Here is a 24,370-nt window from a genome sequence, read left to right on the forward strand (position 1 = left end):
GAGAAGAAATTTCCCATACTCGATTCATAATTGAAATGTCATATGTTGGCTATCCCTCAGATATGCGGGGGTTTTGTGAGTGAGTGGCGGCTTTTCATGCCGGTAACGAGTGTTTGCGGGGCATTTTTAGCCCTGCTTTGGGTAGGCCGCATGTTGGCCGACGGCGTCGTCGTTGTTGAGGCGGGGGTATCCATCCCCAATGGGCTTACGCTCGACCCTCGTCAGCGATAGCGGCGACGTCGCTTAATCAGGACTTTTGACCACTTGCCCGCAGGGTTAAGGCGTTTTAGACCCGGCCCATGGCAAAGCTCTATTTCAACTATTCGACGATGAACGCGGGGAAATCGACCGTGTTGCTGCAGGCCTCGCACAATTATCGCGAGCGCGGTATGGACACCTACCTGATGACTGCAGCCCTGGACGGACGGGCCGGGATTGGCAAGATCGCTTCACGTATTGGAATATCGGCTGAAGCCGACACATTCGCCGTTGGCGATGACGTGTTTTCGATGATTGAACAACGCCTTGCCCAAGGCGAGATTGCCTGCGTCTTTATCGATGAAGCGCAGTTTCTGACCGAGGACCAAGTCTGGCAACTGGCCCGCGCAGTGGATGATTTGCGCGTGCCTGTGCTGGCTTATGGGCTTCGCGTAGATTTTCAGGGTCGCCTGTTTCCAGGCTCAGCCGCCTTGTTGGCGCTGGCGGATGAGATGCGCGAGGTGCGCACTATCTGCAAATGCGGGCGCAAGGCCACGATGGTGATCCGACAGGACGAAAACGGCAACGCCATCACCGAAGGCGCACAGGTACAGATCGGCGGCAACGAGACCTATGTCTCGCTTTGCCGCAAACACTGGCGTGAAGCCGTCGGCGATTAAACCGGGTTAGGTAACAGTCGACCTTCGGCAAAGGCCGCAACGTTATCCAGCGCCATATTGCCCATATCTGTACGCACCTCTTCGGTTGCCGTACCGAGATGAGGCAGCAACGTAACGTTCTCCATATCACAAAGGGCCTGCGGAACGGTGGGCTCGAACTCGTAAACATCCAGCCCCGCCCCTGCAATCTGACCGGATTGCAATGCGGCGATGAGGGCCGCCTCGTCCACCACCTCGCCACGGGCGATGTTGATCAGGATGCCCGACGGTTTCATCGCCTCCAACACTTGCGCATTAATCAGGTGGTGCGTCTCGGCACCGCCCGGAACTGCGAGCACCAGGAAATCGACCGCTGCGGCCAGCTCTTCAAGGTTCAGGATGTTCTCGGCTGGAAACTCTACCTCTTTCGGACTGCGGGATTGATAGGCCACGTCCATGCCGAAGCCGAAATGACAGCGCCAGGCGATGGCCTGACCAATCCTGCCCATCCCTACAATCCCGACACGTTTTCCGGTCACATGGTGCCCCAGCATTTGCGTCGGATGCCAGCCCTGCCATTTGCCTGAACGGACCAGCCTTTCGCCCTCTCCCGCGCGGCGGGCAGTCATCAGCAACAGGGTCAGCGCGATGTCAGCAGTGGCATCTGTCACGGCACCAGGTGTGTTGGTGACTTGCACTCCGGCCGCCTGCGCAGCAGCGACGTCGATATGGTTGTAGCCCACGCCGAAATTGGCCAGCAATTTGCAACGCGGCTCTGGCACCTCGGCAAAAATCTCAGCCGAAAACTGATCGCCTAGGGTGGGAACGACCACATCGAACTCGGACAGCGCTCGGCGCATTTCGTCAGGCGACATGGGCAAGGTGCTGCTGCGGATCTCTACATCGAAGGCGGCGCGGGCACGCTCTTCAACGGCAGCGGTCATGGGGCGGGCGATCAGCAGTTTCATCAGTGCATCCGCCCGCCTACGGGAACCTGATCATCCGGTCCGATCAAAACGATCTCACCGTTCTCATCCGGCAGGCCCAGAACCAGAACCTCGGACATGAAGCGCCCGATCTGGCGCGGCGGGAAGTTGACGACGGCCATCACCTGCTTACCGACTAACGCCGAAGGGTCGTAATGCGCTGTGATCTGGGCCGAGGTTTTGCGTTCGCCAATTTCGTCGCCAAAGTCGATCCACATCTTGATCGCTGGTTTGCGGGCCTCGGGGTATGGTTCCGCACGTAAGACTTTGCCGACGCGAATGTCGACTTTCATAAAATCGTCGAATGAAATCTCACTCACGGGACAGCTCCTTGGATCGTTCGGTAGCAGCCCTGACCGCGCGGTGCAGCAGGCCGGGGAAACCCTCTTGCTCGTGCATCAGCACTTCAAGCGCGGCTTGCGTGGTACCGTTGGGCGACGTGACGTTGATGCGCAGTTGCGACGGGTCCTCTTCGGCCGCCATGGCCAAGGCCCCTGCCCCGGCTACTGTGGATTTGGCCAGCTTCATCGCAAGATCATGCGGCAAACCCTGTGCTTGCCCTGCTGCAGCCAGCGTTTCGATCAAATGGAAGACGTAAGCAGGCCCCGAACCGCTGAGACCGGTCACCGCGTCCATCTGCCCCTCGTCATCAAGGCGAACGGTTTCGCCGATGGCGGACAAAAGACCCTCGGCCAAAGCAACATCGTCATCAGAAGCAACCGAGTTACCGATCAGCGCCGTGATTCCCTGGCGGATTGCAGCAGGGGTGTTTGGCATGGCACGCACGATTGGCGTGCCTTGACCCAAAACGGTCTCGAATGTCGCTATGGATGTCCCGGCCGCAACGGACACGAACAGGCTGCGGCCCCCGCCTAGCGCTGTGATTGCAGGCAGCGCTTCGCCCATCATCTGAGGCTTTACAGCCACCAACACAACAGCCGGGGCTTCGGGCAACGGAGTGTTGATGTTGACACCCTGCGCTTTCAGCCAGTCTGAGGGGTGCGGATCCACAACCCAGACGGCTGACGCAGGAAGGCCATGCTCTAACCATCCGGCGAGCATGGCCGATCCCATCTTGCCGCATCCCAGAAGTACCAGCCCCTGCTCGGCGACACGTGACATATCCATGATTGCCCCTCTCCTTATTCGGTTCGGGGCAAAGCTTTACGCGCGGCCATAGGCCTCTGCAATGGCGACCTGCATGGCCTCTTCCGGGTCACGGTTGCCCCAGGTGACCAATTGGATCGCCGGATAGTAGCGCTCGGCGCTGAGGACTGCGGCATTGATCATCGTATCGATCTGTTCCGGGCTGGCCGTCTGGCCGCCGGCCAGAACCAGACCGTAACGGTAGACCATCAGTTTCTGGTTGGCCCAGTAGGTAAAGGCCCCGGCCCAGCACTGGTCGTTCATCTTGTTGAGCAGCTCATAAAGCTCGCTCTGACGCTCGGACGGCGGATCCATTTCAAAGGAACACACCATGCGCAGCGTTTCATCATAGTTGGACCAGGCCAGCGTAATCGAGTAGGTTCGCCACTGCCCCTCGACAGCCATGGCGATCTGATCATCCCCGATCCGGTCAAAATCCCAGTCGTGATGTTCGGCAAGATGTTCAACAATGTCGATTGGATGAAGGTCTTCTTCGAGAAACTGCTCGGAAAGGGCCATAATGCCACCTCACTAATCTCTAGCCTTTTAGGGGCTGGCAGCGCCCCAACGCTAGTTGCTTGCTCTACAAGCCGGGCTTCCCCAGTCTGCCTGTACTAGATATGGTGCGCCGCGCATGAGGTTCTGGCAACCCTATTTATTGGGGATAACAGCAATAAGTTGTGGACAGTCGGCAACGGCGATCAAAATATTGGCGTCGCCCCCAGCTTTGTCTTGATTAAATTCAGCGAGGCGTCAGAATGCACAACACCGCACAACCCAAGACTGGATTGCGCGGCGCCTGACTTGTCCCAAAAATCGTGAGCGGTGGACTTACTTGTCCAGTTTGGCTTCCAACGCGGCGATGCGCGCCTCGAGTGCTGCGTTTTCTTCACGCGCTTTCTGGGCCATGGCACGCACGGCGTCGAACTCTTCGCGGGTGACGAAATCGCGGTCGGCCAACCAGCGGTCGATCATCGACTTCATCGCGTTCTCGGCCTCTTCCCGCGCGCCCTGCGCGACGCCCATGGCGTTAGTCATCAGTTGGGAAACGTCATCAAGAATCTTATTGCGGGTCTGCATGGCTTTACTCCGGTATCTCGGCTGGTCTCTATATGGGTAAAGATTGGCCCGGGCTCAAGGTTGACTTGCCCTGCCAACCCCGGGCAATGAGACGCATATGCAGGCTGTTTTGAATTTCCCCGATTTGTCTCCCGAAGTTTTCTCGATCTCTTTGTTCGGGATGGAGTTCGCATTGCGCTGGTACGCGCTGGCTTATATCGCAGGGATTCTGATCGCGTGGCGGTTGGGCGTGATGGCGCTGAAGCGCCCTGCCCTGTGGCCCGCAGAAACCCCACCAATGAAGCCACAACAGTTGGAGGACCTGATCACCTGGATCATCCTCGGCGTAATCCTTGGTGGGCGTCTTGGGTTCGTGCTGTTTTATCAGCCCGCCTATTACCTGTCGCACCCGCTGGAAATACTTAAGATTTGGCAAGGCGGCATGGCTTTCCACGGCGGCCTGCTTGGCGTTGTGGTGGCCTCCTACCTTTACGCCCGACGCCACCAAATACCCATGTTGTCCCTGGCCGATCTTATCGCACATGCGGTCCCGCCAGGCCTTTTACTGGGACGGTTGGCGAATTTCACCAATGCCGAACTTTGGGGACGCCCTTCCGAGGTACCTTGGGCGGTGATCTTTCCGGGTGCCGCGGCGCAGGACTGTCCCGGCGTTGTTGCAGGCATGTGCGCCCGCCACCCCTCACAGCTATACGAAGCCGCGCTGGAAGGGTTGCTGCTGGGTGCTCTGGTACTGTGGATGGCCTATCGGCGTGGGGCTTTTCACAAACCCGGCCTGATCATGGGCGTTTTTCTTGCCGGCTACGGCGCTTCGCGTTTCATTGTCGAGTTTTTCCGCCAACCGGATGCTCAATTTATCTCTCCGGGTAACCCGCTGGGGCTGGCGTGGCAGTTGGGCGGATACGGGCTGACGATAGGGCAACTTCTTTCCCTGCCGATGATCGCCCTTGGCCTGTGGTTCGCGTGGCGCGCGCGACGCCCCTCATGAGCTTGAAGGACCACCTGTTGGCGCAAATCGCGCTGAACGGACCGCTCAGCGTTGCGGAATACATGACGGAATGCCTGATGCACCCCGAGTTCGGGTATTACTCCACCCGCGACCCGTTAGGTGCGCAGGGGGATTTCGTGACCGCGCCGGAAATCTCTCAGATGTTCGGAGAGCTGATCGGGTTGTGTCTGGCGCAAACCTGGATGGATCAGGGAAAACCAGAACAGTTCGCTCTGGCTGAGTTTGGCCCCGGGCGCGGGACCTTGATGGTCGACATCCTGCGCGCAACCCGCACTGTGCCTGGCTTTCTCGCTGCGGCTCAAATCGTTCTGCTTGAAGCCTCACCTACTCTGCGCCGCACTCAGTCCCAAACTTTGGGCGAATACGATCCGAAATGGATCGACTCGGTATCCGACCTACCCGACGCCCCGCTGTTTCTGGTTGCGAACGAATTTTTTGACGCCTTGCCCATTCGCCAATTTCTGCGCGACGGGGACGGTTGGCGCGAACGGCTGATCGGAGTCGAAGGCGAATCGCTGGCGTTCGGGTTGGGCCCACATGGCCCGCAGGTGGCCCTGTCAGACCGGCTGCAAGACACGAAAGACGGCGATCTGGTCGAACTCTGCGCAGCGGCCATTCCGATTCTAACCGTTGTCGCAGGTCGCATAGCCACCCATGGCGGCGCGGCGTTGATCGTAGACTACGGAGATTGGCATTCGCTTGGAGATACATTTCAAGCATTGCAGTCCCATGACCGGGTGGACCCATTGGCGGCTCCGGGACAGTCGGACCTGACCGCGCAGGTGGATTTTGAACCCCTCGCCCTTGCAGCACGCGCAGCCGGGTGTGCCCATACGCGCCTGACGCCCCAGGGAGTGTTCCTCGAACGGCTGGGAATCACCGCGCGCGCGCAAGCGCTGGCCGCGCCACTCGGCGGGTCTGAGCTTGAGTCCCTTGTTGCCGCACATCGCAGGTTGACGCACCCCGACGAAATGGGAAACCTGTTCAAGACGCTGGGCCTCTACCCCTCATATGCTGCACCTCCACCGGGACTGGAACCATGACATTGGAAATTCTGACCTCGGACATCCTTTCGCCTGTCCGCCACGGATTCTTCAGTCGTCGAGGCGGCGCATCGTCGGGGATCTTCGCAGGCCTTAATTGCGGCTACGGCTCGTCCGACCAGACGGAGGCTGTCTCGGTCAACCGCCAGCGCGTCGCCGCCGCGATGGAAGTCGAGCCTGACGCCCTCGTTGGCGTGCATCAGGTGCATTCTCCGACTGTTCTGACGGTGGATGGCCCGATTAACGGAGACAAGCCCAAGGCCGATGCCGTCGTCACGGCAACGCCCGGTTTGGCACTGACGATTCTGACGGCGGACTGCCAACCGGTCCTTTTCGCCGACCCTGACGCAAATGTGATCGGAGCTGCGCATGCCGGTTGGCGAGGTGCATTGGACGGCGTTCTGGAAGCGACCCTGGACGCAATGGAATCCTTGGGAGCGAAACGCGGCAGCACTATCGCTGTAATCGGCCCGACGATTTCCCAAAGCGCCTACGAGGTTGGGCCGGACTTTCTGGACGCGTTTGTCGCGGAATCGCCCGACAATCTAAGGTTCTTTGCAAACGGCACCGGCGACAGGTTGCAATTCGATCTGCCCGCTTTTGGCCTGCACAAATTGCGCCAGGCAGGCGTTGGGCAGGCCGAATGGACGCGCCACTGCACCTATTCGGACCCGGACAGATTCTATTCGTACCGCCGGTCGACCCATGCGAAAGAAGCGGACTACGGCCGCCTGATTTCCGCCATTAAATTATAGCCCACGCCCCAATTGTGGCAGTTTCGCCGCTTTTTTGCCACATTTGTTGTATTACCTTAGGTCAGACAATTTAACTTTTATTGTCTGCGCTCAGGTGCTTATACGCCCACTTTCCAGCAGCGTTAGACAATTTCAAAGAAGAGGAACTGCCGACCTTCGTCTTCCTGATTCTTTCCCGGATCAGCCTTATCGGTGCCGCATTGGCCCGAAATACTGGCCCAACAATGGAATAAGAGCAGGAAAAAACATGAAGGTTAAATCTCGCTTTCTCAGCGCCGTTGTTGCGGCCACGCGGGAACAGGCACCGGAAATGCCGTGGAAACGGGTTTCCAGTTCTTCGGTCAGGGTCGCGCGCCGTTTGGCTAGCCGACGCTGACCAAAGCCCCAAGGAACCAGCTGCCGGTTCCAACGGGTAAGACGCATATCGGAAGGGTGCTCCGATCCGATATGTGACCAACCGCTGCAATTTTCGGCGGTCAGGTTCCGGGGCGTGTGTGCGTAGGAAATTTCCACCTGCGTTGTAGTGAGTTTGTCTGGGGGGTCAGCGTGTTGACCAAAAGGTATGCGAATTTCAATCGCGTTGCGACGCCGGATCGGCGTACGTCCTGTGGTCACCATCTCATTCAAGACAAAAAAGATGCCGGTCAGGCTGCTCTGTACGGAGGGCGCTTGTTGTCTGGTCGGTTTTTGAAGGGGACGGAATAAAAATGACAATTCCACATTCCCTGGCACGCGCTGCCAGAAATGCCGTCGAAACGTCGGCAATGCTGCGCGAAATGCCCAGGGCAAAACCAAGACCTAAGGCGCAGTTGCGACGCTATGAAGTCAGTACTCTGATGCCGAATGGTGATATTTCGCAAACCCGCCATATCGCTCCGGCCTTGTCCATGTTCGAAGACGCCTTCTGCGCCTTCACGCGAGGATCGCTGGTCGAGACCGAATCCGGGCCACTGGCGATCGAAGACCTGCTGCCAGGTGACACGGTTCTGACGCAAGACGGCTCCTCGCAGACCGTTTTATGGAAAGGGTCAGTCACCCTGATTCCCGGACGCGAAGATTCACGCGGCCGAACGCGTCCGCTGACGCGGATCATGGCTGACACTTTTGGTATGCAAAAGCCACTATCCGGTGTGATTGCAGGGCCAGCAGCACGCCTGCTGGGAACGCCTTCGCATCTGCGGCACCTGCACGGGGACGGCGCTGTACTGACACCCGTTCACGAGTTCCAGGATGGCATGAGCGTGATCGAAACGCTTCCGCCAACGCCGATTGAGTTGTTTCACATCTGTTTGAAGCGTCATTCGGTGATCAAAGTGGACGGACTGCAGTTCGAATCCTACCATCCCGGTGTGAATGCCGTGCGCCAGGTCAGCCGGTCACTCCGGTCGATCTACCTGAACCTGTTTGCGCATATCGAATCACTGAACGATTTCGGCCCGCTGGCCCTGCCACGCGCCGGAGACGGTGAGGTTGATGCGATCACGGCCTAACAAACCATAACAACTGCAATGTGGGGGCATTATGCAGCTGATTTTGAGTTGGATACTATCACTGACGGTCGCAGCCTTCCTGCCGCCGTCTAAACCGCATCAAAAACGGATGATGTTCACGCCGTCCGGCTCATTCGTTCTTCGAGAACATCGAAGGGGACGCCGGGTTCGTCTTTTGCGCCGCGGATAACCAGCGAGGTTTTCACACTGGCCACGTTGGGCGTAGTCAGCAACTCGCCCGTCAGGAACTGCTGGAAACTGCTTAGATCCGGGGCGACGCATTTCAGGATGAAATCCACCTCGCCGTTCAGCATGTGACACTCGCGGACAAGCGGCCATTCACGGCAGCGTTCCTCGAACGCGTTCAGTTCGGATTCGGCCTGACTTTCCAAACCAACCATCGCAAAGACCTGAACTTCGAACCCCAGCTCGCGTGAGTTCACGTCGGCATGGTAACCGCGGATCAGCCCGGATTCCTCAAGCGTTCGGACGCGTCGCAAGCAAGGCGGCGCGGAGATTCCAACACGCTTTGCCAGCTCGACATTGGTCATGCGACCATCAGCCTGCAATTCCGCCAGAATCTTGCGGTCAATCTCATCCAGCCGTATCGCGACCATCAAATGCTCCTAGTATTTTCGGTTGTTATAGCAGCACCCAACCGATGCGCAATTATCTTTCGCATCAGCGCAATATTCCATATTTTCAATGTTCTTTTTTTGGGCACCCTGCGGCCAGTGCATAGCCGCATGTCAAAAGGTAGGGGGTTTAAGCCCTGCGCGCCGGTCGCTATATCCATCCGTCAGGGGCCAGACGCCCCAGTCAGGCAGATCGAGTTGGGGGTACCATGGCCGAAACACGACACACCAAGGTTCTGATCATCGGGTCGGGACCGGCCGGTTACACGGCCGGCGTCTATGCCAGCCGCGCGATGCTGGATCCTATTCTGGTACAAGGCATTGAACCGGGTGGCCAGCTGACCACAACGACTGAGGTCGAAAACTGGCCCGGCGATACCGAGGTTCAGGGTCCGGACCTGATGGTGCGCATGCAGGATCATGCCAAAGCGATGGGCTGTGAGGTAATCGGAGACATCATCAACGATCTGGACGTCAGCAAGCGCCCTTTCACCGCGAAAGGCGATAGCGGTACGACCTATACGGCAGATGCCGTCATTCTGGCTACGGGCGCGCGCGCCAAGTGGTTGGGCCTACCTTCGGAAGAGAAGTTCAAGGGCTTTGGCGTATCGGCCTGCGCCACCTGCGACGGGTTTTTCTATCGCGGGCAGGAAATCGTGGTCATCGGCGGCGGCAACACCGCTGTGGAAGAAGCTCTGTTCCTAACGAATTTCGCCAGCAAGGTTACCCTGATCCATCGCCGTGATGAACTGCGCGCCGAAAAGATCCTGCAGGACCGTTTGCTGAAGCACGAGAAAATCGAACCTCTCTGGTTCCATGAACTGGAAGAGGTCGTTGGCACTGATGCTCCGCTTGGCGTCGAAGGTGTGAGCGTCAAAAACGTCAAGACTGGCGAAATCACCGAGATTCCGTGCAAAGGCGTTTTTGTAGCGATCGGCCACGCCCCGGCCAACGAGCTCGTTATAGACTCGCTGGAAACGCATATGGGTGGCTACGTTGTGACCAAGCCCGGCTCGACCGAGACATCGGTACCAGGTGTGTTTGCCGCAGGCGACCTGACGGACCACATCTATCGCCAGGCTGTGACCAGCGCTGGAATGGGCTGCATGGCCGCGCTGGACGCAGAGCGGTTCCTGGCCGAGCAGGAATAATCGGATGCTGGAATTCTCCGGCCCGGTCTGGAGAATTCTGTATCTGTCGCAGATTGACGCCCCTCTGGCCCCTGCGCGGGCGCCAGAGGGGCGTTTTCATTACAGGGGGCAGACGGCGCTTTACGCTTCGCTCAGCGCGGAAGGTGCCGGTGTTGCCATCCGGAGGTATGTCTTGGCCGGCGATCCGCCTCGCGTTCTACAGCAAGCGCAAGTGACGAAGGCGCGGCTGGTGGACCTTCGAGGGCAGAGCGATGCCTCAAGCGTCTGGCAGGACATCCGCGACGAACAGGGCAGCTCGCCAACATGGTCTTACTCGGACAGCGCGCGCGATGCGGGCGCGGACGGGTTGCTTTACAGTTCGCGCTCGCGCCCGGACCTGAGCCACATCGTCCTGTTCAGCTCCTCCCCCGCCCTAATTCATGTGGATGTGCGGGCCATCCCTTGGGTGCCGATGTATCCGCAACCACCGCTTGACCGCTAAGCCGCCGCGTATCAGACTCGGGGCCGAGCGAGACGAATGCAGGTGACCTGATTGAAAAGTGTTTTGTGGCAAGGCGGGTGGGCAACCCGGCTGCGGATCGGCAGCGGCCTGGTTCTGTTCGCCTTTGCGTTCTTTCACTTCATCAATATCGGGATGGGCCTGTTCCACACCGATTACTTGCACGACATGCAGGACGCCCGGCACGTTATCACGCGTCACGATCTGGGCAGTCTGATCTTATATACCGCTCTGTTTATCCATGCAGGGCTGGCGCTGTACACCATCAGCCAGTTGCGCACTCTACGCATGCCGTTCAGCACCGGGCTGCAGGTGATACTGGGCCTGCTGATCCCGCTGCAGCTGATCTCGCACATCGTTCAGACGCGCTATGCGAACACAGTTTACGATGTGAACGACGAGATGGGCTATATCATCATCCTGATGTGGCCCAGCGTGGCTGTCTGGATGCAAAGCTTGCTACTGTTGCTGGTCTGGGTACATGGCTGTATCGGCCTGCACATGTGGCTGCGATTGACGCGCTGGTGGTCCAGGGCTGTGCCCTATTTGATTGGCGTGGCGGTGTTTGTCCCAACCTTCGCGCTGGCAGGTTTGCTGACCGAAGGGCGGCGTCTGTGGGCGGATTTTGCTGATCCGTTTCTACGCGAACAGTATGTCGAGCACTATAACTGGCCTTCACCGGAAGAGTTCCAGGCTTTGTTCAGCGTCAAGGACAACGCGTTAATGGCGTTTTGGGTGGCATTGGGTGCCTCTTTGGCAGTGTTTGCCATCCGCAAGCTTTGGCGCCGCCGTCACTCCGTGCGCGTCAAGTATGTCGAAGGCCCCGAGGTCGTGGCCGAAAAGGGTATGACCCTGCTTGAGATTTCGCAGGCCAACGGCATCCCCCACACCGCGTTGTGCGGCGGCAAAGGTCGCTGCACCACTTGCCGCGTGATCGTCGAAGACGGTGCCAACGATCTGCCGGAACCTGGCGAGGTCGAGGCCCGTAGCCTTGCTGCGGTCAGCGCCCCAGACGGGGCGCGGTTGGCCTGCCAGATTCGCCCGACCGCCCCAATCACCGCGTTTCGCATATTTCGCCCCGACGGCGCGCGGAACCGGGCGCATGCAAGCCAAGGTCAGGAACGGCAACTGGCGGTGCTGTTCCTAGACATGCGTGGCTTCACCTCGCTCACCGCTGGTCAACTGCCTTATGACATCGTGTTCCTACTGAACCGCTTTTTTGATGCCATCGTGCCTGCGATCACGGCCGAGGGCGGTGTGGTCGACAAATACATGGGTGACGGGCTTTTGGCCGTGTTTGAAACCACTGATGCCCAGAGCTCGGCCAGAGCCGGGATGAAGGCCGCCGCAGATATCAGCCTTGCGCTGCAACGGTTCAATCAACAGTTGGAATCCGAAGGAAGTCCGCGCATTCGCATTGGAATGGGCCTGCATCTAGGTGATCTGGTACTGGGCGAGATCGGGGCCGCGGGCCACGCCGCCCGAACGATCATCGGTGATACTGTCAACGTGGCCAGCAGACTTGAGGCCGAAACCAAATCGTTGGGCTGCGAGCTTCTGGTGTCAGAAGACCTGCTGCGGGCCGCGGGATACGATGGCGACATGCGGCAAATGCGGTCCTTTGATCTGCGCGGCGTAACGCACCCGATTCCCGCCTTGCCCGTCCAAAGTGCCGCAGACCTGACCGTCAGTGTCGCCGCATAAGAACACAAGCCCTGAAACCTGCCAAATTGTTGCCCATCCGGGGAACCGGTTTCGCGCAAAATTATGCAAACCGGAATATCCTTCCATTTCATGAAAAAACCGCGCATATCGTCCTTTGTTGCGCTCAGGTATATGGACTTTAATAAATAGCCGGGGCAAACGCCCATTAATCCAAGGCAAAACGGCACTTCTACAAGAGTATTCCCATGACGATGTTAAGCAATCTGGCTCCTATCCCCGAACTGTATGTCTCGTACGAGTCAGCCCAGAAGTTGAAAGTAGAAGCCGCCGATCTGACCAGCTGGGACCTCAGCCCGCGTCAGATCTGCGATCTGGAATTGCTGATGAATGGCGGGTTCAACCCGCTCAAAGGCTTCCTCAGCCAGGCAGACTACGACAACGTTGTTGAAAACATGCGGCTGGCCGATGGCACATTGTGGCCCATGCCGATCACGCTGGACGTAGACGAAGCGTTTGCCGAGAAGATCGAGTTGGGTCAGGACATCGCCCTGCGCGATCAGGAAGGCGTCATTTTGGGCACCATGACGGTGACTGACCGCTGGACCCCGGACAAGGCGCGCGAGGCCGAAAAGGTGTTTGGCGCAGATGACGACGCGCACCCTGCCGTAAACTACCTGCATAACGTTGCGGGCAAAGTGTATCTGGGTGGACCCGTGGTCGGCATTCAGCAGCCCGTCCACTATGACTTCCGCGCCCGTCGCGACACTCCGAACGAACTGCGCGCCTATTTCCGCAAAGTCGGCTGGCGTCGTATCGTGGCATTTCAGACCCGCAACCCGCTGCACCGCGCGCACCAGGAACTGACCTTCCGCGCCGCCAAAGAAGCGCAGGCCAACCTGTTGATCCACCCGGTCGTGGGCATGACCAAACCGGGCGACGTGGACCATTTCACGCGCGTTCGCTGCTATGAGGCCGTGCTGGACAAGTATCCGGCCTCGACTACCTCGATGAGCCTGCTGAACCTGGCGATGCGTATGGCTGGCCCGCGCGAGGCGGTCTGGCACGGCCTGATCCGCGCCAATCACGGCTGCACCCATTTCATCGTGGGCCGCGACCATGCAGGTCCCGGCAAGAACAGCCAGGGCGAAGATTTCTACGGTCCCTATGACGCCCAAGACCTGTTCCGCAAATACCAGGACGAGATCGGCATCGAGATGGTCGATTTCAAACACATGGTCTACGTCCAGGAACGCGCCCAGTATGAGCCGAATGACGAAATCCTCGACAAGGACAACGTCACCATTCTGAACATTTCGGGCACCGAACTTCGCCGCCGTCTGCGCGAAGGTCTGGAAATCCCCGAATGGTTCTCGTTCCCCGAAGTCGTGCAAGAGCTGCGCAACCGCTTCCCGCCGCGCTCGCGTCAGGGTTTCACCGTGTTCTTCACAGGCTTCTCGGGATCCGGAAAATCCACCATCGCTAACGCGCTGATGGTTAAGCTGATGGAGATGGGCGACCGGCCGGTTACCCTGCTGGATGGTGACATTGTGCGAAAGAACCTGTCCTCGGAACTGGGCTTTTCCAAAGAACACCGCGACCTCAACATCCGCCGCATCGGTTACGTGGCCAGCGAGATCACCAAGAACGGCGGCATCGCCATTTGCGCGCCGATCGCGCCCTATGCCACCACGCGCCGCGCGGTCCGGGAAGAGATCGAACAGTTCGGTGCCTTCTGCGAGGTCCACGTGGCCACCAGCCTCGAGGAATGCGAGCGCCGGGACCGCAAGGGTCTGTACAAGCTGGCCCGCGAAGGGAAGATCAAAGAGTTCACCGGCATCTCGGACCCGTATGACGTGCCCGAAAGCCCCGAACTGAGCGTTGAGACCGAAAATGTTGAGGTCGACAACTGCGCCCATCAGGTACTGCTGAAACTGGAAAGCATGGGGCTGATTGCCGCGTCCTAAGCGACACAAAAATCAACACACAAAGCGGCCCACTATGGCCGCTTTTTTGTGACTGATTGACAATGGCACAAGGCCTAGGTGCAAATGCAGGACCTGATCAAAAAACGAAACGGCCCATGACCCGCACCCTGCCCACAATTGCCAGTTTCTGGTTCGGATCGGACCTGAGCTGGCTCGAGGCGTTGTGCATTCAGTCCTATCTGGATAACGGCCACAGCTTCGTGCTGTACACTGCACAAGACATACAAAATGTCCCCACCAGAGCCGAGGTGCGATCAGCAGGGGATATATTGTGGCCGCCGCCCTTCGAACTTCGCCCCGATGACCGGTTAGGGGTCGCGGTGTTTTCCGATGTATTCCGGCTGCGGTTGATGCAGGAAACGCCGTTCATTTGGGTTGATCTGGATGCGTACTGCGTGAAACCTTTCGACTTTTCCGCACCGTATGTTTTTGGACGCTTGCCTTCTGGGAACTATCCAAACGGTGTGCTGCGCCTGCCCGAAGCGTCGGAAACGCTGGCTCTTTGGCTCGCATTTGTGACCTCAGCCAACCCGACCCAGCCATGGCGTGGCGGTCGGCTGTTTCGCCATAACCGAAGGCGTATCAGAAATGGGGAATCCTGGGGGATTGAAACCCTGCCCTGGGGCAGCTCAGGGCCCAAGGCATTCGAGTACTTTCTGCGACAGACCGGCGAGGACAGCCATGCGATGGCACCCGACGTTTTCTACCCCCTCGCGAAAGAGCAGTTGTGGATGCTGCATGCCCCTCAGGTTTCCATCGGTGAAATCGAGCGCGATGGCGTCCATTCGGTCCACGTTTACGGGCATCAGAAAAAGCAGTTGGCCAGTAACACGGCGGGACTGCCGGTCATGGGTTCGTACCTGCACAGGATATGCGACCGGCACGGGATTGATCCGTCGGCCAATCCGATCTTGCCGGTGGGCTGGCTGGAACCACAGCCTTCGGCAAACTAGGCCGCGTTAATCTGTTCCCGCAGGGTGCGCACGGCGCGCCCCTCAAAGTCGCCAAACTCAGCCGCCTGCTTTTGCGCAGCCTGCAGATGTGGCAGGCGGTGGGCATAGTCTTCCGGGGAAAGCTTGGTAATCGCCTGCTGAATATCAGCCTCGGTCTCGCACAGGATCATGCCGGATGTATCCATGAAATCGCCGATATTCGGACACCCCCAATAGATCGGGACCGTCGAACACAGGATCGCGTCCGTCAGCTTTTCCGAAAAATAGTTCCGCTCGCGCACATTCTCGATCACAACGGAGTAGCGATACGGGGCCAACCCGTCGGATTTTCGGTCAAACGGCGTGTAGCCACGCCCCATGATATCAACGTCGGCCCCCGTTTCGCGCACCCAGTCAATCACCGAATGGCGCAGCTGGTGCCCCTCGAGGTCGCGTTTTGCCGAAGCGATCAGCGAACAGGACTCTGTTTTTTGAACGTCAAGATCGCGCCAATCCGGCACCATCGTCACGCCATAGGGCAGAAACACCGCGTTCGGGATATTCTGCAATAGAACGTCGTGAAACGTCAGAACCCGAAAGAACCGCCGCCAAGTATAGCGCAACATCCGATCATGCTTGGCGTGAATAGCCGAGGGTTCGCCCATCATCAGAGATATCTGCGCACGGGTACCCCGGCGCAGGCGCAGATGGACGGTCGAATTGGGGTACATGATCAGGTGGTCCGTACGGTCCAGATCGCCCAGGGTCTTCCCTAACAGCCGATCCGGGCAGCCCTCTGGCCAGATTAGCTCGGACAACGGGACCGAGGACAGTTTTGGTCCCAAGCGATGTCCATAAGGCAGAATTGCAATCGCGGGTTCCGTCATGACGCAGGCCCAGGCAGATCGACCTGGCCGCGCATCAGCACATAGCCCTGCCCCGCCACTTTGATACCTGCCATCGCATCCGCCGGTCCTACGCGGGTCACGGTCGCCCAGCCTGGACGCCCCATGTTGTGGCCCTGCTCGGCAACAAAGCTGTCTTTGGGCATGAGCCCATATTTCCAAAGATAGGCTGCCATGGCTCCTGTCGCGGATCCGGTGAACGGGTCTTCGGGCGGGCTGGGCGGCAGCATCAGCAGGCGCGAGAACGTATCACCTGCACTTGTTGCGCCTTCCAGGGTCACAAGGAACGGTTCGGCCATGTCTGACCCGGAATAGCCTGCTTTTGCAGCGACCTCGCGCAGCGGACCTTCGTTCAGCTTGGCCGCCCGCAGCGCGTCGTGATCGCGCAGAACGGTGATGCAGAACGGCAGCCCCGTCGAAACGAATTGCGGAGCGGAAATGATCGCGCTTGCTGGAAGGCCGATGGTGCTGGCGACCAGATCAGCGGGCACCATTAAACCAAACTGCGGGGCAACCTGCGTCATCTCGATCTCATCCCCGTTGAGCTGGATCGGCACAATCCCGGCCCCGGTTTCAAGCGTCAGCGCATCGCCCTGAAACAGCCCCCGCGACCGCATGGCTGCGACCGTTGCGATGGTGGGATGTCCGGCAAAGGGAATCTCACGGCTGGCCAGGAAGTACCGAACCCGAACATCGGCGACCTCTGACGGACCGGTAAAGGTGCATTCGACCAGTGACGTCTCGCGCACATAGGCCATACAGACGTCTTCGGACAACGCGGCTCCACCGTGGACCACGGCGCAGCCATTTCCGCCAAATGCGCGGCCGGTGAACGCGTCCACCCAGTCAAAATCAAACCAGCTCATTCTTGATGCCCCTGCTCTGCGACACGTGTTGGGTCGCATATCTCACCCGTGGGGCGGCGGATGTCACGCGAAAATCACGCGCAGCGGGGCCGTTTCAGTGAACGGCCACCGGCGAGAAATCGTGTTCGCGCGCCAAGACAAAGGCCAGCTTGCGATCGGCAACCAGCGCCAATTGCTGCCCATCCGAGTCGTGCACCGCATAAAGCTGATCCAGATCGCCAGCCTGTTCGCGCACTTCGCGCGGCAGATCAGCAACGTCGACAGCCTTCACGTAAACAATACGATCGCCTTCAGTGTTAATCTCAATCGGTGTATTCATTGCTCCTACCCCTTCCGTATATTGATTGTCTGAACCACGGTTTCCGGCACGGCGCGGGTCAGATCCACATGCAGCAGACCGTTTTCCATAATCGCCTCGCCCACCTCGACACCATCAGCCAGCACAAACATGCGCTGGAACTGACGCGCCGCGATGCCACGGTGCAGAAAGATGCGCCCCTCGCTGTCGTCGCGTTGACGGCCCCGGATCACCAGTTGACGATCCTCGATGGTAATCGACAGGTCCTCTTCCGCAAAACCGGCCACGGCCAGAGTGATGCGATAGGAAAAATCCGAGGTCTGTTCGATGTTATAGGGCGGGTACCCTTCGTTGCCAGCCTTTGCAGACCGTTCCAGAAGGCGTTCCAATTGCTCGAACCCCAAAAGATGCGGGTATGAGCCAAGAGTAAGTTTTGACACGTATTTTCGTCCTTTATTGCCAAAGCGACGTGTGGTGCGGCCCCGTTCTGGCAACCGCGTATGATAGAATATGGGAATATGCAGGGATGTCCACAAGGTCTGGCGGGATAAAGCCTGACACACTATCTTGTGTGGTAAGCACCACAGCAACGACCGAGTCGCCCATGAACGCGCCCACTGACATTTCGATGAAAACAGACGAAGTTCTTCGGGTCGAGCTTGAGGTGTTCCGCCGCCAACACCGCGACCTGGACGAAGCGATCGAGGCGCTTCAGGCCACCGGCACCTCGGATCAGCTGACAATCAAGCGTTTGAAAAAACAGAAATTGCGGCTCAAGGACATCATTCGTCTGATCGAAGACCGCCTGACCCCGGACATCATCGCCTGACGCATTGCCTCGAAGTCGGATTTGGCTATAGTGCGCGCTCTCTCAGCAGGCAGGGGCATTAAGCGGATGAGCGATGTGAAAGTGGGGATCATCATGGGCAGCCAGTCGGACTGGCCCACGATGAAGGAAGCTGCGGATATTCTGGATGAACTGGGCGTTGCTTATGAAAAACGCATCGTGTCCGCCCACCGTACCCCGGATCGCCTTTGGGACTATGGCAAAACCGCTGTTGAGCGTGGCCTGGATGTGATTATCGCGGGCGCAGGCGGAGCCGCGCATCTGCCGGGAATGATGGCATCCAAAACACGCGTGCCAGTGATCGGCGTTCCGGTTCAGACACGGGCCCTGTCCGGTGTCGACTCGCTCTACTCCATCGTACAGATGCCCAAGGGCTTCCCTGTCGCAACGATGGCGATTGGTGCCGCCGGTGGTGCCAATGCAGGTCTGATGGCGGCTGGTATCCTAGCGCTACAGGACGCGGCACTGGCCGAGCGATTGGACGCTTGGCGCGCTGCTTTGTCGGCCTCAATCCCTGAGGAGCCTGTCGATGAGTGAAGCACTGAAGCCCGGCGCTACGATTGGAATTCTGGGTGGCGGCCAACTGGGCCGGATGCTGTCGGTTGCGGCGGCGCGTCTTGGCTTTGTCACGCATATCTATGAACCCGGTGCGAACCCTCCGGCCGGGCAAGTGGCAGATCGGGTGACGACGGCGGCCTACGATGACGCCGATGCGCTGAAGGCATTTGCCCAATCGGTCGATGTCATCACCTATGAGTTTGAAAACATCCCGACCGAGGCGCTGGATCTGCTCGAGGCTCATCGCCCCATTCGCCCGGGCCGCGAGGCGCTGCGCGTCAGTCAGGACCGTTTGACTGAAAAGACGTTTTTGCAGGGGCTTGGCCTGAAGACCGCACCGTTTGAGGACATTACCGATCTGGACAGCCTGAAGGCTGCGATCGATCAGATCGGCACGCCCGCCATTCTGAAAACCCGACGTTTCGGCTATGACGGCAAGGGGCAAGCCCGCCTGCGCAGCCCCGAGGATGCCGAGGCCGCCCTGTCCGATATGGCCGGTGCGCCTGCGATCCTCGAAGGGTTCGTAGATTTCAGCCACGAGGTTTCGGTCATCGCGGCCCGTGGAGTGGATGGTCAGGTGGCCTGTTTCGACCCCGGTGAGAACGTGCACCGCGATGGCATCCTGCACACCACCACAGTCCCTGCCCGCCTTGCCCCAGCGCAGCGCACCGATGCGGTTCTGCTGGCCGCAAACATCCTTAACGCGCTGGACTATGTCGGCGTTATGGGGGTGGAACTGTTCGTCACCCCGCAAGGTTTGATCGTGAACGAGATCGCGCCGCGTGTGCACAACTCGGGCCATTGGACACAGAACGGCTGCGCCGTGGATCAGTTTGAACAACACATCCGCGCCGTGGCCGGGTGGCCGCTCGGCGACGGGCAGCGGCATTCGGATGTCGTTATGGAGAACCTGATCGGCGACGATATGAGCCGGGTGCCGGACCTGGCCCGGGAACGCGACGTGGCCCTACATCTCTATGGCAAGGCCGAGGTCAAGGCAGGTCGCAAGATGGGCCATTTCAACCGCATCTCGCGCTAAGTCAACCTACGAACCGCGCGGCGATATCGCCCGACATAAAGCTGACCCGCCCGCTTGCAAGCGTGGCGGCGACGCGCATTGATTCAGCTTCGAGAATGACGATGTCAGCGCGTTTCCCAACCGACAAATCCCCCCGATCAGAAAGCCCAAGCACACGCGCCGGGCCCGAGGAAACCAATGCCCATGCCCCGGCCAGATCCAGCAGGCCCGACTTGGCCAGCATCAGCGCGGCGCGGCGCGGGCTGGGATAGTGATAGTCCGATGCCAGGGCATCACACAGACCCATCGCAATCAGGTCCAGCGCACTGACATTACCCTTGTGCGACCCGCCGCGCACCACGTTGGGTGAGCCAAGAATAACGTGATCCCCGGCACTGAGGGCAGCCTCGGCCGCCTCAAGCGTTTCGGGAAACTCCGCGATACGCGCTCCGCGCGCACGCCAATCAGAACGCGTTTGGGCCGTCGCATCGTCATGGCTGCCCATTCGTACGCCCTGCTTGGCCAATGTTGCGCAGAGCGTGTCCAAAGCAGCCGGCACCTCATTCCGGCGGGCATGCATGGAGAGCAACATCTCAAAGTGCTTGTCCGGGTTCCGCCCGGCCTTGAGCGCTTGGCCCGTCAAACGCGGCGGCTTGCGCCCCTCGGCCAACCGATCATGCGGCAAGTGGTCATTGAACACCACATAGGGCACCTGCCATTCGGCAATCCGTTTAGGCAGATCAGCATACTCATCCAGCATATGGGTTTCGAACCGCAGTTGCGGCAGCAGATCCGTTAAAACCCGATCTTTGACCGAAGCAATCGCGCCGAACACCTGCCCCGCGAATTCCGGGCCGCGTACGCCGCCTTCCCAGCTGAGGAACTGGGCCAGAACAGCGGTCGTGATACCGTTGGCGGCCAGTTCAGCTTCGACCGACAGGATGCCTTCGTCCATTTGCTTCATCGCCCCGCGTCGCGGCGCGATATGACGTTCGAACCCGTCCCCGTGCAGGTCGATGATCCCCGGCAGGACCAAATATCCCGACAGATCGATGGTACGACCGGAGGGGTCCGCCTGAACGACGCCGTAACCAACGGACAGGTTTACGCGCGTCAGGCCTTGCTCCGGCAGCAGAACCTCTGCGCCGGTCAGCGTCATGGTTAGTGAAGTCATTCAGAACGCTCCGAAGCGGGTTCCGAGCAATCCTGCCCAATGCAAATCTCATCAATGACGTCCATCACGCCGTCCAGCCAAGTGATCTGCGGATCGAATTGCCCGAATTCTATGAAATGCAACGCCTGCGCCATGACACGCGGGTTGTTCATCATGAACGTGTGGGTCACCGGCAGGACGATATGGTCGTTCATCCCCTCGACCCTGGTAGTCTCGACCGAAACCTTGCCGTCATCCGGCCCGTCGATCATCGATGAAAACAATGGGTTCAACGAGTTCTCACCCGCGATCACTCCTAATTCGAAATCCACAGGCGGCAGTTTTCGGGGAATACCTTCTGGTCCGGTTCCCAGCGCCAATCCGGCGGGGCCGTGCAGCATACCGAAAACCTCATAAGCGCCCAACTCATCCACCAACTGGCTGCCCTGATTGGGTGGCCCCAGCATCACGACGCGGCCCAGGTTTTCAGGGCTGTTGTCCTGCAACCAGTAGCGCAACAGGATACCTCCCATCGAATGCGCCACGACGTTGACACCGTCTTCGCCACATTGCGCAAAAGCATCGGGCAAGGTTTGCGCGGCCAGTTCCGGGATCGGCAGGTCAGTCGACGGATAACCGGGGCGCACGACCGAATATCCATGCGCCTTAAACAATTGCTCCATCACGGTAAACGATGCCTCGGTCCGCGCCAGACCATGCAGCAGCAGCACGCATTTGGCATGCGCGATGGCCGGGACCAGTAACAGAAAGAGGGCAAGAAGATACCGCATAGCCGCCAGATAAGGCCAAAGATCGTACGAATAAACCCCTAGCGCGAGGTCACGTGCAAAACGGCCAGCGCAATCCCGCCCAGAACCAACACAGCGCCCACGACCAAACGCAGGCTGGCGACCTCACCCAAAAGGATGACCCCGCCGACAATAGCGATGATCGGAACACTCAATTGAACGACCGCCGCTGTGGTCGGGGCCAGTTGCCGCAACACCCGATACCACAGCGCATATCCCATTCCGGATGTCACACCACCTGACAGCGCAGCCAACAGGTAGCCGTTCGCCGTCATGTGCCAGGCTCCACCGGTCGCGACCAAGGCCAGAGCGGTCACCGGCAGGGCCACGACAAAATTGGCCGCTGTGCCTGACAGGGCATCCGGTTCGGATTTCCCGACCAGCGAATAGATCGCCCAACCGACCCCAGCCGCCACCATCAACGCCGCCCCCGCCGTATCGACCTGAACCGTCCCGGTCGGCCACAATACATAGGCCAGCCCCAGCAACGCGATTGCAGCTCCGGCGATCTGGCGCAAGGTTGGCGTTATGCCCGTTGTTGAAGTCACCGCGAACATGGTGATCTGCACCACGCCGAACAGGATCAGCGCCCCAAGCCCTGCGTCCAGCGACAGATACGCCAGTGAAAAGCCAATCATATACAGCGACAAGGACCCCGCGCCAGCGACCCTGCGACGGTTGAGCAATGGCAGAGATCCTGCCCGCAGCAGAACCAGACACGCCAGAACCACAGCCCCTGCCAGTACCCGCACCACGGCGAAAGCGGTCGGGTCGCTGGCACCGCTGTCAATCGCCATACGATTCAGTATCGAATTGGCCGCAAAGGCACACATGGTCAAAGCAGTGAGCAGGAACAGTTTCATATCAAACGCATAGCCGTTTCAGAGTGCATTGGACACTCACATTCATGCGCGAAGCGTGAAACACAAAAAATGGGACCGCCGGATGGCGACCCCACTGAATTGATTTGGGCTTTCCCTTTCGGCAGCCTGGCCTGAAGGCCAAGCGCCTGTCGGGGCCGTCAGAATTCGACGTGCTTACATCATGCCGCCCATGCCGCCCATGTCGGGCATGCCGCCTGCAGCAGGTGCGTCTTTCTGCGGCTTGTCAGCAACCATTGCTTCGGTGGTGACCAGCAGGCCAGCAACCGATGCCGCATCTTCCAGAGCGGTACGGACAACTTTGGCCGGGTCGATCACGCCGAACGAGAACATGTCGCCATATTCTTCGGTTTGCGCGTTGAAGCCGAAGGCTGCGTCGGACGACTCACGGACTTTGCCCGCAACAACCGCACCGTCAACACCTGCGTTCTCAGCGATCTGGCGCAGCGGCGCTTCGATTGCTTTGCGAACGATGTTGATGCCTGCGTTCTGGTCAGCGTTTGCGCCTTCCAGCGTTTCCAGTGCTTTGCCGGCCTGAACCAGAGCAACACCGCCGCCTACAACAACGCCTTCCTGAACAGCAGCGCGAGTTGCGTTCAGAGCATCGTCCACACGGTCCTTACGCTCTTTCACTTCAACTTCGGTCATGCCACCGACGCGGATAACAGCAACACCGCCTGCCAGTTTGGCAACGCGCTCTTGCAGCTTCTCACGGTCGTAGTCCGACGAGGTTTCTTCGATCTGAGTGCGGATCTGAGCAACACGTGCTTCGATCTCGGCTTTCTCGCCAGCACCGTCGACAATGGTGGTTTCGTCTTTGGTGATTTCGATTTTCTTGGCGGTGCCCAGCATGTCCATGGTGACGGACTCGAGCTTCATGCCGAGATCTTCGCTGATAACCTGACCGCCGGTCAGGATTGCGATGTCCTGCAGCATGGCTTTGCGGCGATCGCCGAAGCCCGGTGCTTTGACAGCAGCAATTTTCAGGCCGCCGCGCAGTTTGTTGACAACCAGAGTTGCCAGCGCTTCGCCTTCAACGTCCTCAGCAATGATCAGCAGCGGCTTTTGCGACTGGATCACCTGCTCGAGCAGCGGAACCATCGGCTGCAGCGAGGACAGTTTCTTTTCGTGCAACAGGATCATGCAATCGTCGAGCTCTGCGATCATCTTGTCTGCGTTGGTGACGAAGTAAGGCGACAGGTAGCCACGGTCGAACTGCATACCTTCGACAACATCGGTCTCGGTTTCCAGACCTTTGTTTTCTTCGACGGTGATGACGCCTTCGTTGCCAACCTTCTGCATCGCGTCTGCGATCTGCTGGCCGATTTCGGCTTCGCCGTTGGCCGAAATGGTGCCAACCTGAGCAACTTCGGCCGAGTCTTTGACTTCGCGCGAGGCGTCTTTGATGCCTTCAACAACCTTGGCAGTTGCCAGGTCGATGCCACGCTTCAGGTCCATCGGGTTCAGGCCAGCTGCAACCTGCTTCAGACCTTCGCGAACGATGGCTTGAGCCAGAACGGTTGCAGTGGTGGTGCCGTCACCGGCTTCGTCATTGGTGCGGCTGGCGACTTCTTTCACCATCTGCGCGCCCATGTTTTCGAACTTGTCTTCCAGTTCGATTTCCTTGGCAACCGAGACACCGTCTTTGGTGATGCGTGGTGCGCCGAAGGATTTGTCCAGAACCACGTTACGGCCTTTGGGGCCTAGGGTCACTTTAACAGCATCGGCCAGGATGTTTACGCCTGCCAGCATGCGGTTACGGGCATCGGTGTCGAACTTGACGTCCTTTGCAGCCATGTCGTTTC

The 24,370-nt window shown here is 59.0% G+C and carries 28 protein-coding genes; 13 read left to right on the plus strand and 15 right to left on the minus strand.

Annotation, left to right across the window (positions count from 1 at the left end):
* The first annotated feature begins 299 nt into the window (after positions 1 to 299).
* Positions 300 to 878 carry a thymidine kinase gene (locus GOV53_RS11220; protein WP_170423055.1) on the plus strand — a complete coding sequence of 193 codons (579 nt, stop codon included), beginning with the start codon at positions 300 to 302 and terminating at the stop codon, positions 876 to 878.
* Here GOV53_RS11220 and GOV53_RS11225 read toward each other — a convergent pair.
* The 5 genes from GOV53_RS11225 to GOV53_RS11245 form a co-directional block, all read right to left on the minus strand.
* Positions 875 to 1,825, minus strand: a complete 951-nt coding sequence (locus tag GOV53_RS11225) for a 2-hydroxyacid dehydrogenase (RefSeq protein ID WP_170466673.1) — start codon at positions 1,823 to 1,825, stop codon at positions 875 to 877. The two genes, GOV53_RS11220 and GOV53_RS11225, sit on opposite strands and share 4 nt — an antisense overlap.
* Complete coding sequence (locus tag GOV53_RS11230) at positions 1,825 to 2,163, minus strand: tRNA-binding protein (protein WP_170466676.1); 339 nt, start codon at positions 2,161 to 2,163, stop codon at positions 1,825 to 1,827. The genes GOV53_RS11225 and GOV53_RS11230 overlap by 1 nt, the downstream gene beginning before the upstream one ends.
* Complete coding sequence (gene proC, locus GOV53_RS11235; protein ID WP_170466679.1) at positions 2,156 to 2,971, minus strand: pyrroline-5-carboxylate reductase; 816 nt, start codon at positions 2,969 to 2,971, stop codon at positions 2,156 to 2,158. Before proC ends, GOV53_RS11230 begins: the two co-directional genes overlap by 8 nt.
* Before the next feature lie 36 nt (positions 2,972 to 3,007).
* Positions 3,008 to 3,508: a YbjN domain-containing protein gene (locus GOV53_RS11240; protein WP_170423063.1), complete on the minus strand. Its 501-nt coding sequence runs from the start codon at positions 3,506 to 3,508 to the stop codon at positions 3,008 to 3,010.
* 312 nt (positions 3,509 to 3,820) lie between these two features.
* Complete coding sequence (locus GOV53_RS11245; RefSeq protein WP_050604795.1) at positions 3,821 to 4,069, minus strand: accessory factor UbiK family protein; 249 nt, start codon at positions 4,067 to 4,069, stop codon at positions 3,821 to 3,823.
* 97 nt (positions 4,070 to 4,166) lie between these two features.
* Between GOV53_RS11245 and lgt the strand changes: the two genes are divergently transcribed.
* Genes lgt through pgeF form a run of 3 tightly spaced genes read left to right on the plus strand, consistent with a single transcriptional unit; the run spans position 4,167 to position 6,873 of the window.
* On the plus strand, positions 4,167 to 5,054 hold the full coding sequence (lgt, locus tag GOV53_RS11250; RefSeq protein ID WP_170466682.1) for a prolipoprotein diacylglyceryl transferase: 888 nt from the start codon (positions 4,167 to 4,169) through the stop codon (positions 5,052 to 5,054).
* Entirely contained in the window at positions 5,051 to 6,118 is a 1,068-nt protein-coding gene (locus tag GOV53_RS11255; RefSeq protein WP_170466685.1) for a class I SAM-dependent methyltransferase, read from the plus strand. Before lgt ends, GOV53_RS11255 begins: the two co-directional genes overlap by 4 nt.
* Positions 6,115 to 6,873 (plus strand): peptidoglycan editing factor PgeF, encoded by a 759-nt coding sequence (pgeF, locus tag GOV53_RS11260; RefSeq protein WP_170466688.1) that lies wholly within the window; start codon positions 6,115 to 6,117, stop codon positions 6,871 to 6,873. The genes GOV53_RS11255 and pgeF overlap by 4 nt, the downstream gene beginning before the upstream one ends.
* Positions 6,874 to 7,059: 186 nt before the next feature.
* Here the strand turns inward: pgeF and GOV53_RS11265 are convergent, their stop codons facing one another.
* Entirely contained in the window at positions 7,060 to 7,662 is a 603-nt protein-coding gene (locus tag GOV53_RS11265) for a hypothetical protein (protein WP_170465965.1), read from the minus strand.
* Here GOV53_RS11265 and GOV53_RS11270 point away from each other — a divergent pair.
* The gene (locus GOV53_RS11270; protein WP_170466691.1) at positions 7,581 to 8,363 is read left to right on the plus strand and encodes a Hint domain-containing protein; all 783 of its coding nucleotides are present in this window, start codon (positions 7,581 to 7,583) and stop codon (positions 8,361 to 8,363) included. The two genes, GOV53_RS11265 and GOV53_RS11270, sit on opposite strands and share 82 nt — an antisense overlap.
* Positions 8,364 to 8,479: 116 nt before the next feature.
* On the opposite strand, the gene GOV53_RS11275 is transcribed toward GOV53_RS11270, so the two are convergent.
* Complete coding sequence (locus GOV53_RS11275; RefSeq protein WP_170423073.1) at positions 8,480 to 8,980, minus strand: Lrp/AsnC family transcriptional regulator; 501 nt, start codon at positions 8,978 to 8,980, stop codon at positions 8,480 to 8,482.
* A 227-nt stretch (positions 8,981 to 9,207) separates the two neighbouring features.
* Here GOV53_RS11275 and trxB point away from each other — a divergent pair, with 227 nt between their 5' ends.
* The 5 genes from trxB (at position 9,208) to GOV53_RS11300 (ending at position 15,251) form a co-directional block, all read left to right on the plus strand.
* Complete coding sequence (gene trxB, locus GOV53_RS11280; protein WP_170466693.1) at positions 9,208 to 10,149, plus strand: thioredoxin-disulfide reductase; 942 nt, start codon at positions 9,208 to 9,210, stop codon at positions 10,147 to 10,149.
* Between the two features lie 4 nt (positions 10,150 to 10,153).
* A complete protein-coding gene (locus tag GOV53_RS11285; protein ID WP_170466697.1) occupies positions 10,154 to 10,630 on the plus strand; it encodes an RES family NAD+ phosphorylase in 477 nt (158 codons plus the stop codon).
* 51 nt (positions 10,631 to 10,681) lie between these two features.
* Positions 10,682 to 12,352: an adenylate/guanylate cyclase domain-containing protein gene (locus tag GOV53_RS11290; protein WP_170466700.1), complete on the plus strand. Its 1,671-nt coding sequence runs from the start codon at positions 10,682 to 10,684 to the stop codon at positions 12,350 to 12,352.
* A 206-nt stretch (positions 12,353 to 12,558) separates the two neighbouring features.
* Entirely contained in the window at positions 12,559 to 14,277 is a 1,719-nt protein-coding gene (locus tag GOV53_RS11295; protein WP_170466703.1) for a bifunctional sulfate adenylyltransferase/adenylylsulfate kinase, read from the plus strand.
* Between the two features lie 116 nt (positions 14,278 to 14,393).
* Positions 14,394 to 15,251, plus strand: coding sequence for a hypothetical protein (locus GOV53_RS11300; protein ID WP_170466707.1), 858 nt, complete (start codon positions 14,394 to 14,396; stop codon positions 15,249 to 15,251).
* Here GOV53_RS11300 and GOV53_RS11305 read toward each other — a convergent pair.
* From GOV53_RS11305 to GOV53_RS11320, 4 genes are all read right to left on the minus strand, one after another.
* Positions 15,248 to 16,117 carry a hypothetical protein gene (locus GOV53_RS11305; RefSeq protein ID WP_170466710.1) on the minus strand — a complete coding sequence of 290 codons (870 nt, stop codon included), beginning with the start codon at positions 16,115 to 16,117 and terminating at the stop codon, positions 15,248 to 15,250. The two genes, GOV53_RS11300 and GOV53_RS11305, sit on opposite strands and share 4 nt — an antisense overlap.
* Entirely contained in the window at positions 16,114 to 17,001 is an 888-nt protein-coding gene (locus GOV53_RS11310; RefSeq protein ID WP_170466713.1) for a PhzF family phenazine biosynthesis protein, read from the minus strand. Before GOV53_RS11310 ends, GOV53_RS11305 begins: the two co-directional genes overlap by 4 nt.
* A gap of 94 nt (positions 17,002 to 17,095) precedes the next feature.
* Positions 17,096 to 17,320 (minus strand): DUF1150 family protein, encoded by a 225-nt coding sequence (locus GOV53_RS11315; RefSeq protein WP_170466716.1) that lies wholly within the window; start codon positions 17,318 to 17,320, stop codon positions 17,096 to 17,098.
* A gap of 5 nt (positions 17,321 to 17,325) precedes the next feature.
* On the minus strand, positions 17,326 to 17,739 hold the full coding sequence (locus GOV53_RS11320; RefSeq protein ID WP_058275530.1) for an Hsp20 family protein: 414 nt from the start codon (positions 17,737 to 17,739) through the stop codon (positions 17,326 to 17,328).
* Positions 17,740 to 17,903: 164 nt separating this feature from the next.
* Between GOV53_RS11320 and GOV53_RS11325 the strand changes: the two genes are divergently transcribed.
* The 3 genes from GOV53_RS11325 (at position 17,904) to GOV53_RS11335 (ending at position 19,743) form a co-directional block, all read left to right on the plus strand.
* Positions 17,904 to 18,128, plus strand: a complete 225-nt coding sequence (locus GOV53_RS11325) for a YdcH family protein (protein ID WP_058275529.1) — start codon at positions 17,904 to 17,906, stop codon at positions 18,126 to 18,128.
* A 66-nt stretch (positions 18,129 to 18,194) separates the two neighbouring features.
* Positions 18,195 to 18,683 (plus strand): 5-(carboxyamino)imidazole ribonucleotide mutase, encoded by a 489-nt coding sequence (gene purE, locus GOV53_RS11330; RefSeq protein WP_170423089.1) that lies wholly within the window; start codon positions 18,195 to 18,197, stop codon positions 18,681 to 18,683.
* The gene (locus GOV53_RS11335) at positions 18,676 to 19,743 is read left to right on the plus strand and encodes a 5-(carboxyamino)imidazole ribonucleotide synthase (protein WP_170466719.1); all 1,068 of its coding nucleotides are present in this window, start codon (positions 18,676 to 18,678) and stop codon (positions 19,741 to 19,743) included. The genes purE and GOV53_RS11335 overlap by 8 nt, the downstream gene beginning before the upstream one ends.
* Position 19,744: 1 nt before the next feature.
* Here GOV53_RS11335 and GOV53_RS11340 read toward each other — a convergent pair whose 3' ends face one another.
* The 4 genes from GOV53_RS11340 to groL all read right to left on the minus strand — a co-directional run bounded on the left by GOV53_RS11340 (position 19,745) and on the right by groL (position 24,362).
* A complete protein-coding gene (locus tag GOV53_RS11340; RefSeq protein ID WP_170466722.1) occupies positions 19,745 to 20,896 on the minus strand; it encodes an alpha-D-ribose 1-methylphosphonate 5-triphosphate diphosphatase in 1,152 nt (383 codons plus the stop codon).
* Positions 20,893 to 21,666 (minus strand): alpha/beta fold hydrolase, encoded by a 774-nt coding sequence (locus GOV53_RS11345; protein ID WP_170466725.1) that lies wholly within the window; start codon positions 21,664 to 21,666, stop codon positions 20,893 to 20,895. The genes GOV53_RS11340 and GOV53_RS11345 overlap by 4 nt, the downstream gene beginning before the upstream one ends.
* A 38-nt stretch (positions 21,667 to 21,704) precedes the next feature.
* Complete coding sequence (locus GOV53_RS11350; protein ID WP_170466728.1) at positions 21,705 to 22,547, minus strand: DMT family transporter; 843 nt, start codon at positions 22,545 to 22,547, stop codon at positions 21,705 to 21,707.
* Between the two features lie 174 nt (positions 22,548 to 22,721).
* The gene (groL, locus tag GOV53_RS11355) at positions 22,722 to 24,362 is read right to left on the minus strand and encodes a chaperonin GroEL (protein WP_170466731.1); all 1,641 of its coding nucleotides are present in this window, start codon (positions 24,360 to 24,362) and stop codon (positions 22,722 to 22,724) included.
* Positions 24,363 to 24,370: the final 8 nt, after the last annotated feature.

The organism is Ruegeria arenilitoris (genome assembly GCF_013035315.1).
Classification (GTDB): domain Bacteria; phylum Pseudomonadota; class Alphaproteobacteria; order Rhodobacterales; family Rhodobacteraceae; genus Ruegeria; species Ruegeria arenilitoris_D.

Bases quoted from the DNA above. Each gene is read 5' to 3' on its own strand.
- GOV53_RS11245 (WP_050604795.1), bottom strand. From the start codon at position 4,069: ATGCAGACCCGCAATAAGATTCTTGATGACGTTTCCCAACTGATGACT.
- GOV53_RS11295 (WP_170466703.1), top strand. From the start codon at position 12,559: ATGACGATGTTAAGCAATCTGGCTCCTATCCCCGAACTGTATGTCTCG.
- GOV53_RS11315 (WP_170466716.1), bottom strand. From the start codon at position 17,320: ATGAATACACCGATTGAGATTAACACTGAAGGCGATCGTATTGTTTAC.
- trxB (WP_170466693.1), top strand. From the start codon at position 9,208: ATGGCCGAAACACGACACACCAAGGTTCTGATCATCGGGTCGGGACCG.
- GOV53_RS11225 (WP_170466673.1), bottom strand. From the start codon at position 1,825: ATGAAACTGCTGATCGCCCGCCCCATGACCGCTGCCGTTGAAGAGCGT.
- GOV53_RS11340 (WP_170466722.1), bottom strand. From the start codon at position 20,896: ATGACTTCACTAACCATGACGCTGACCGGCGCAGAGGTTCTGCTGCCG.
- GOV53_RS11345 (WP_170466725.1), bottom strand. From the start codon at position 21,666: ATGCGGTATCTTCTTGCCCTCTTTCTGTTACTGGTCCCGGCCATCGCG.
- GOV53_RS11240 (WP_170423063.1), bottom strand. From the start codon at position 3,508: ATGGCCCTTTCCGAGCAGTTTCTCGAAGAAGACCTTCATCCAATCGAC.
- GOV53_RS11255 (WP_170466685.1), top strand. From the start codon at position 5,051: ATGAGCTTGAAGGACCACCTGTTGGCGCAAATCGCGCTGAACGGACCG.
- GOV53_RS11275 (WP_170423073.1), bottom strand. From the start codon at position 8,980: ATGGTCGCGATACGGCTGGATGAGATTGACCGCAAGATTCTGGCGGAA.
- GOV53_RS11270 (WP_170466691.1), top strand. From the start codon at position 7,581: ATGACAATTCCACATTCCCTGGCACGCGCTGCCAGAAATGCCGTCGAA.
- proC (WP_170466679.1), bottom strand. From the start codon at position 2,971: ATGGATATGTCACGTGTCGCCGAGCAGGGGCTGGTACTTCTGGGATGC.
- GOV53_RS11350 (WP_170466728.1), bottom strand. From the start codon at position 22,547: ATGAAACTGTTCCTGCTCACTGCTTTGACCATGTGTGCCTTTGCGGCC.
- GOV53_RS11325 (WP_058275529.1), top strand. From the start codon at position 17,904: ATGAACGCGCCCACTGACATTTCGATGAAAACAGACGAAGTTCTTCGG.
- GOV53_RS11310 (WP_170466713.1), bottom strand. From the start codon at position 17,001: ATGAGCTGGTTTGATTTTGACTGGGTGGACGCGTTCACCGGCCGCGCA.
- purE (WP_170423089.1), top strand. From the start codon at position 18,195: ATGAGCGATGTGAAAGTGGGGATCATCATGGGCAGCCAGTCGGACTGG.
- groL (WP_170466731.1), bottom strand. From the start codon at position 24,362: ATGGCTGCAAAGGACGTCAAGTTCGACACCGATGCCCGTAACCGCATG.
- GOV53_RS11285 (WP_170466697.1), top strand. From the start codon at position 10,154: ATGCTGGAATTCTCCGGCCCGGTCTGGAGAATTCTGTATCTGTCGCAG.
- lgt (WP_170466682.1), top strand. From the start codon at position 4,167: ATGCAGGCTGTTTTGAATTTCCCCGATTTGTCTCCCGAAGTTTTCTCG.
- GOV53_RS11335 (WP_170466719.1), top strand. From the start codon at position 18,676: ATGAGTGAAGCACTGAAGCCCGGCGCTACGATTGGAATTCTGGGTGGC.
- GOV53_RS11220 (WP_170423055.1), top strand. From the start codon at position 300: ATGGCAAAGCTCTATTTCAACTATTCGACGATGAACGCGGGGAAATCG.
- GOV53_RS11300 (WP_170466707.1), top strand. From the start codon at position 14,394: ATGACCCGCACCCTGCCCACAATTGCCAGTTTCTGGTTCGGATCGGAC.
- GOV53_RS11305 (WP_170466710.1), bottom strand. From the start codon at position 16,117: ATGACGGAACCCGCGATTGCAATTCTGCCTTATGGACATCGCTTGGGA.
- pgeF (WP_170466688.1), top strand. From the start codon at position 6,115: ATGACATTGGAAATTCTGACCTCGGACATCCTTTCGCCTGTCCGCCAC.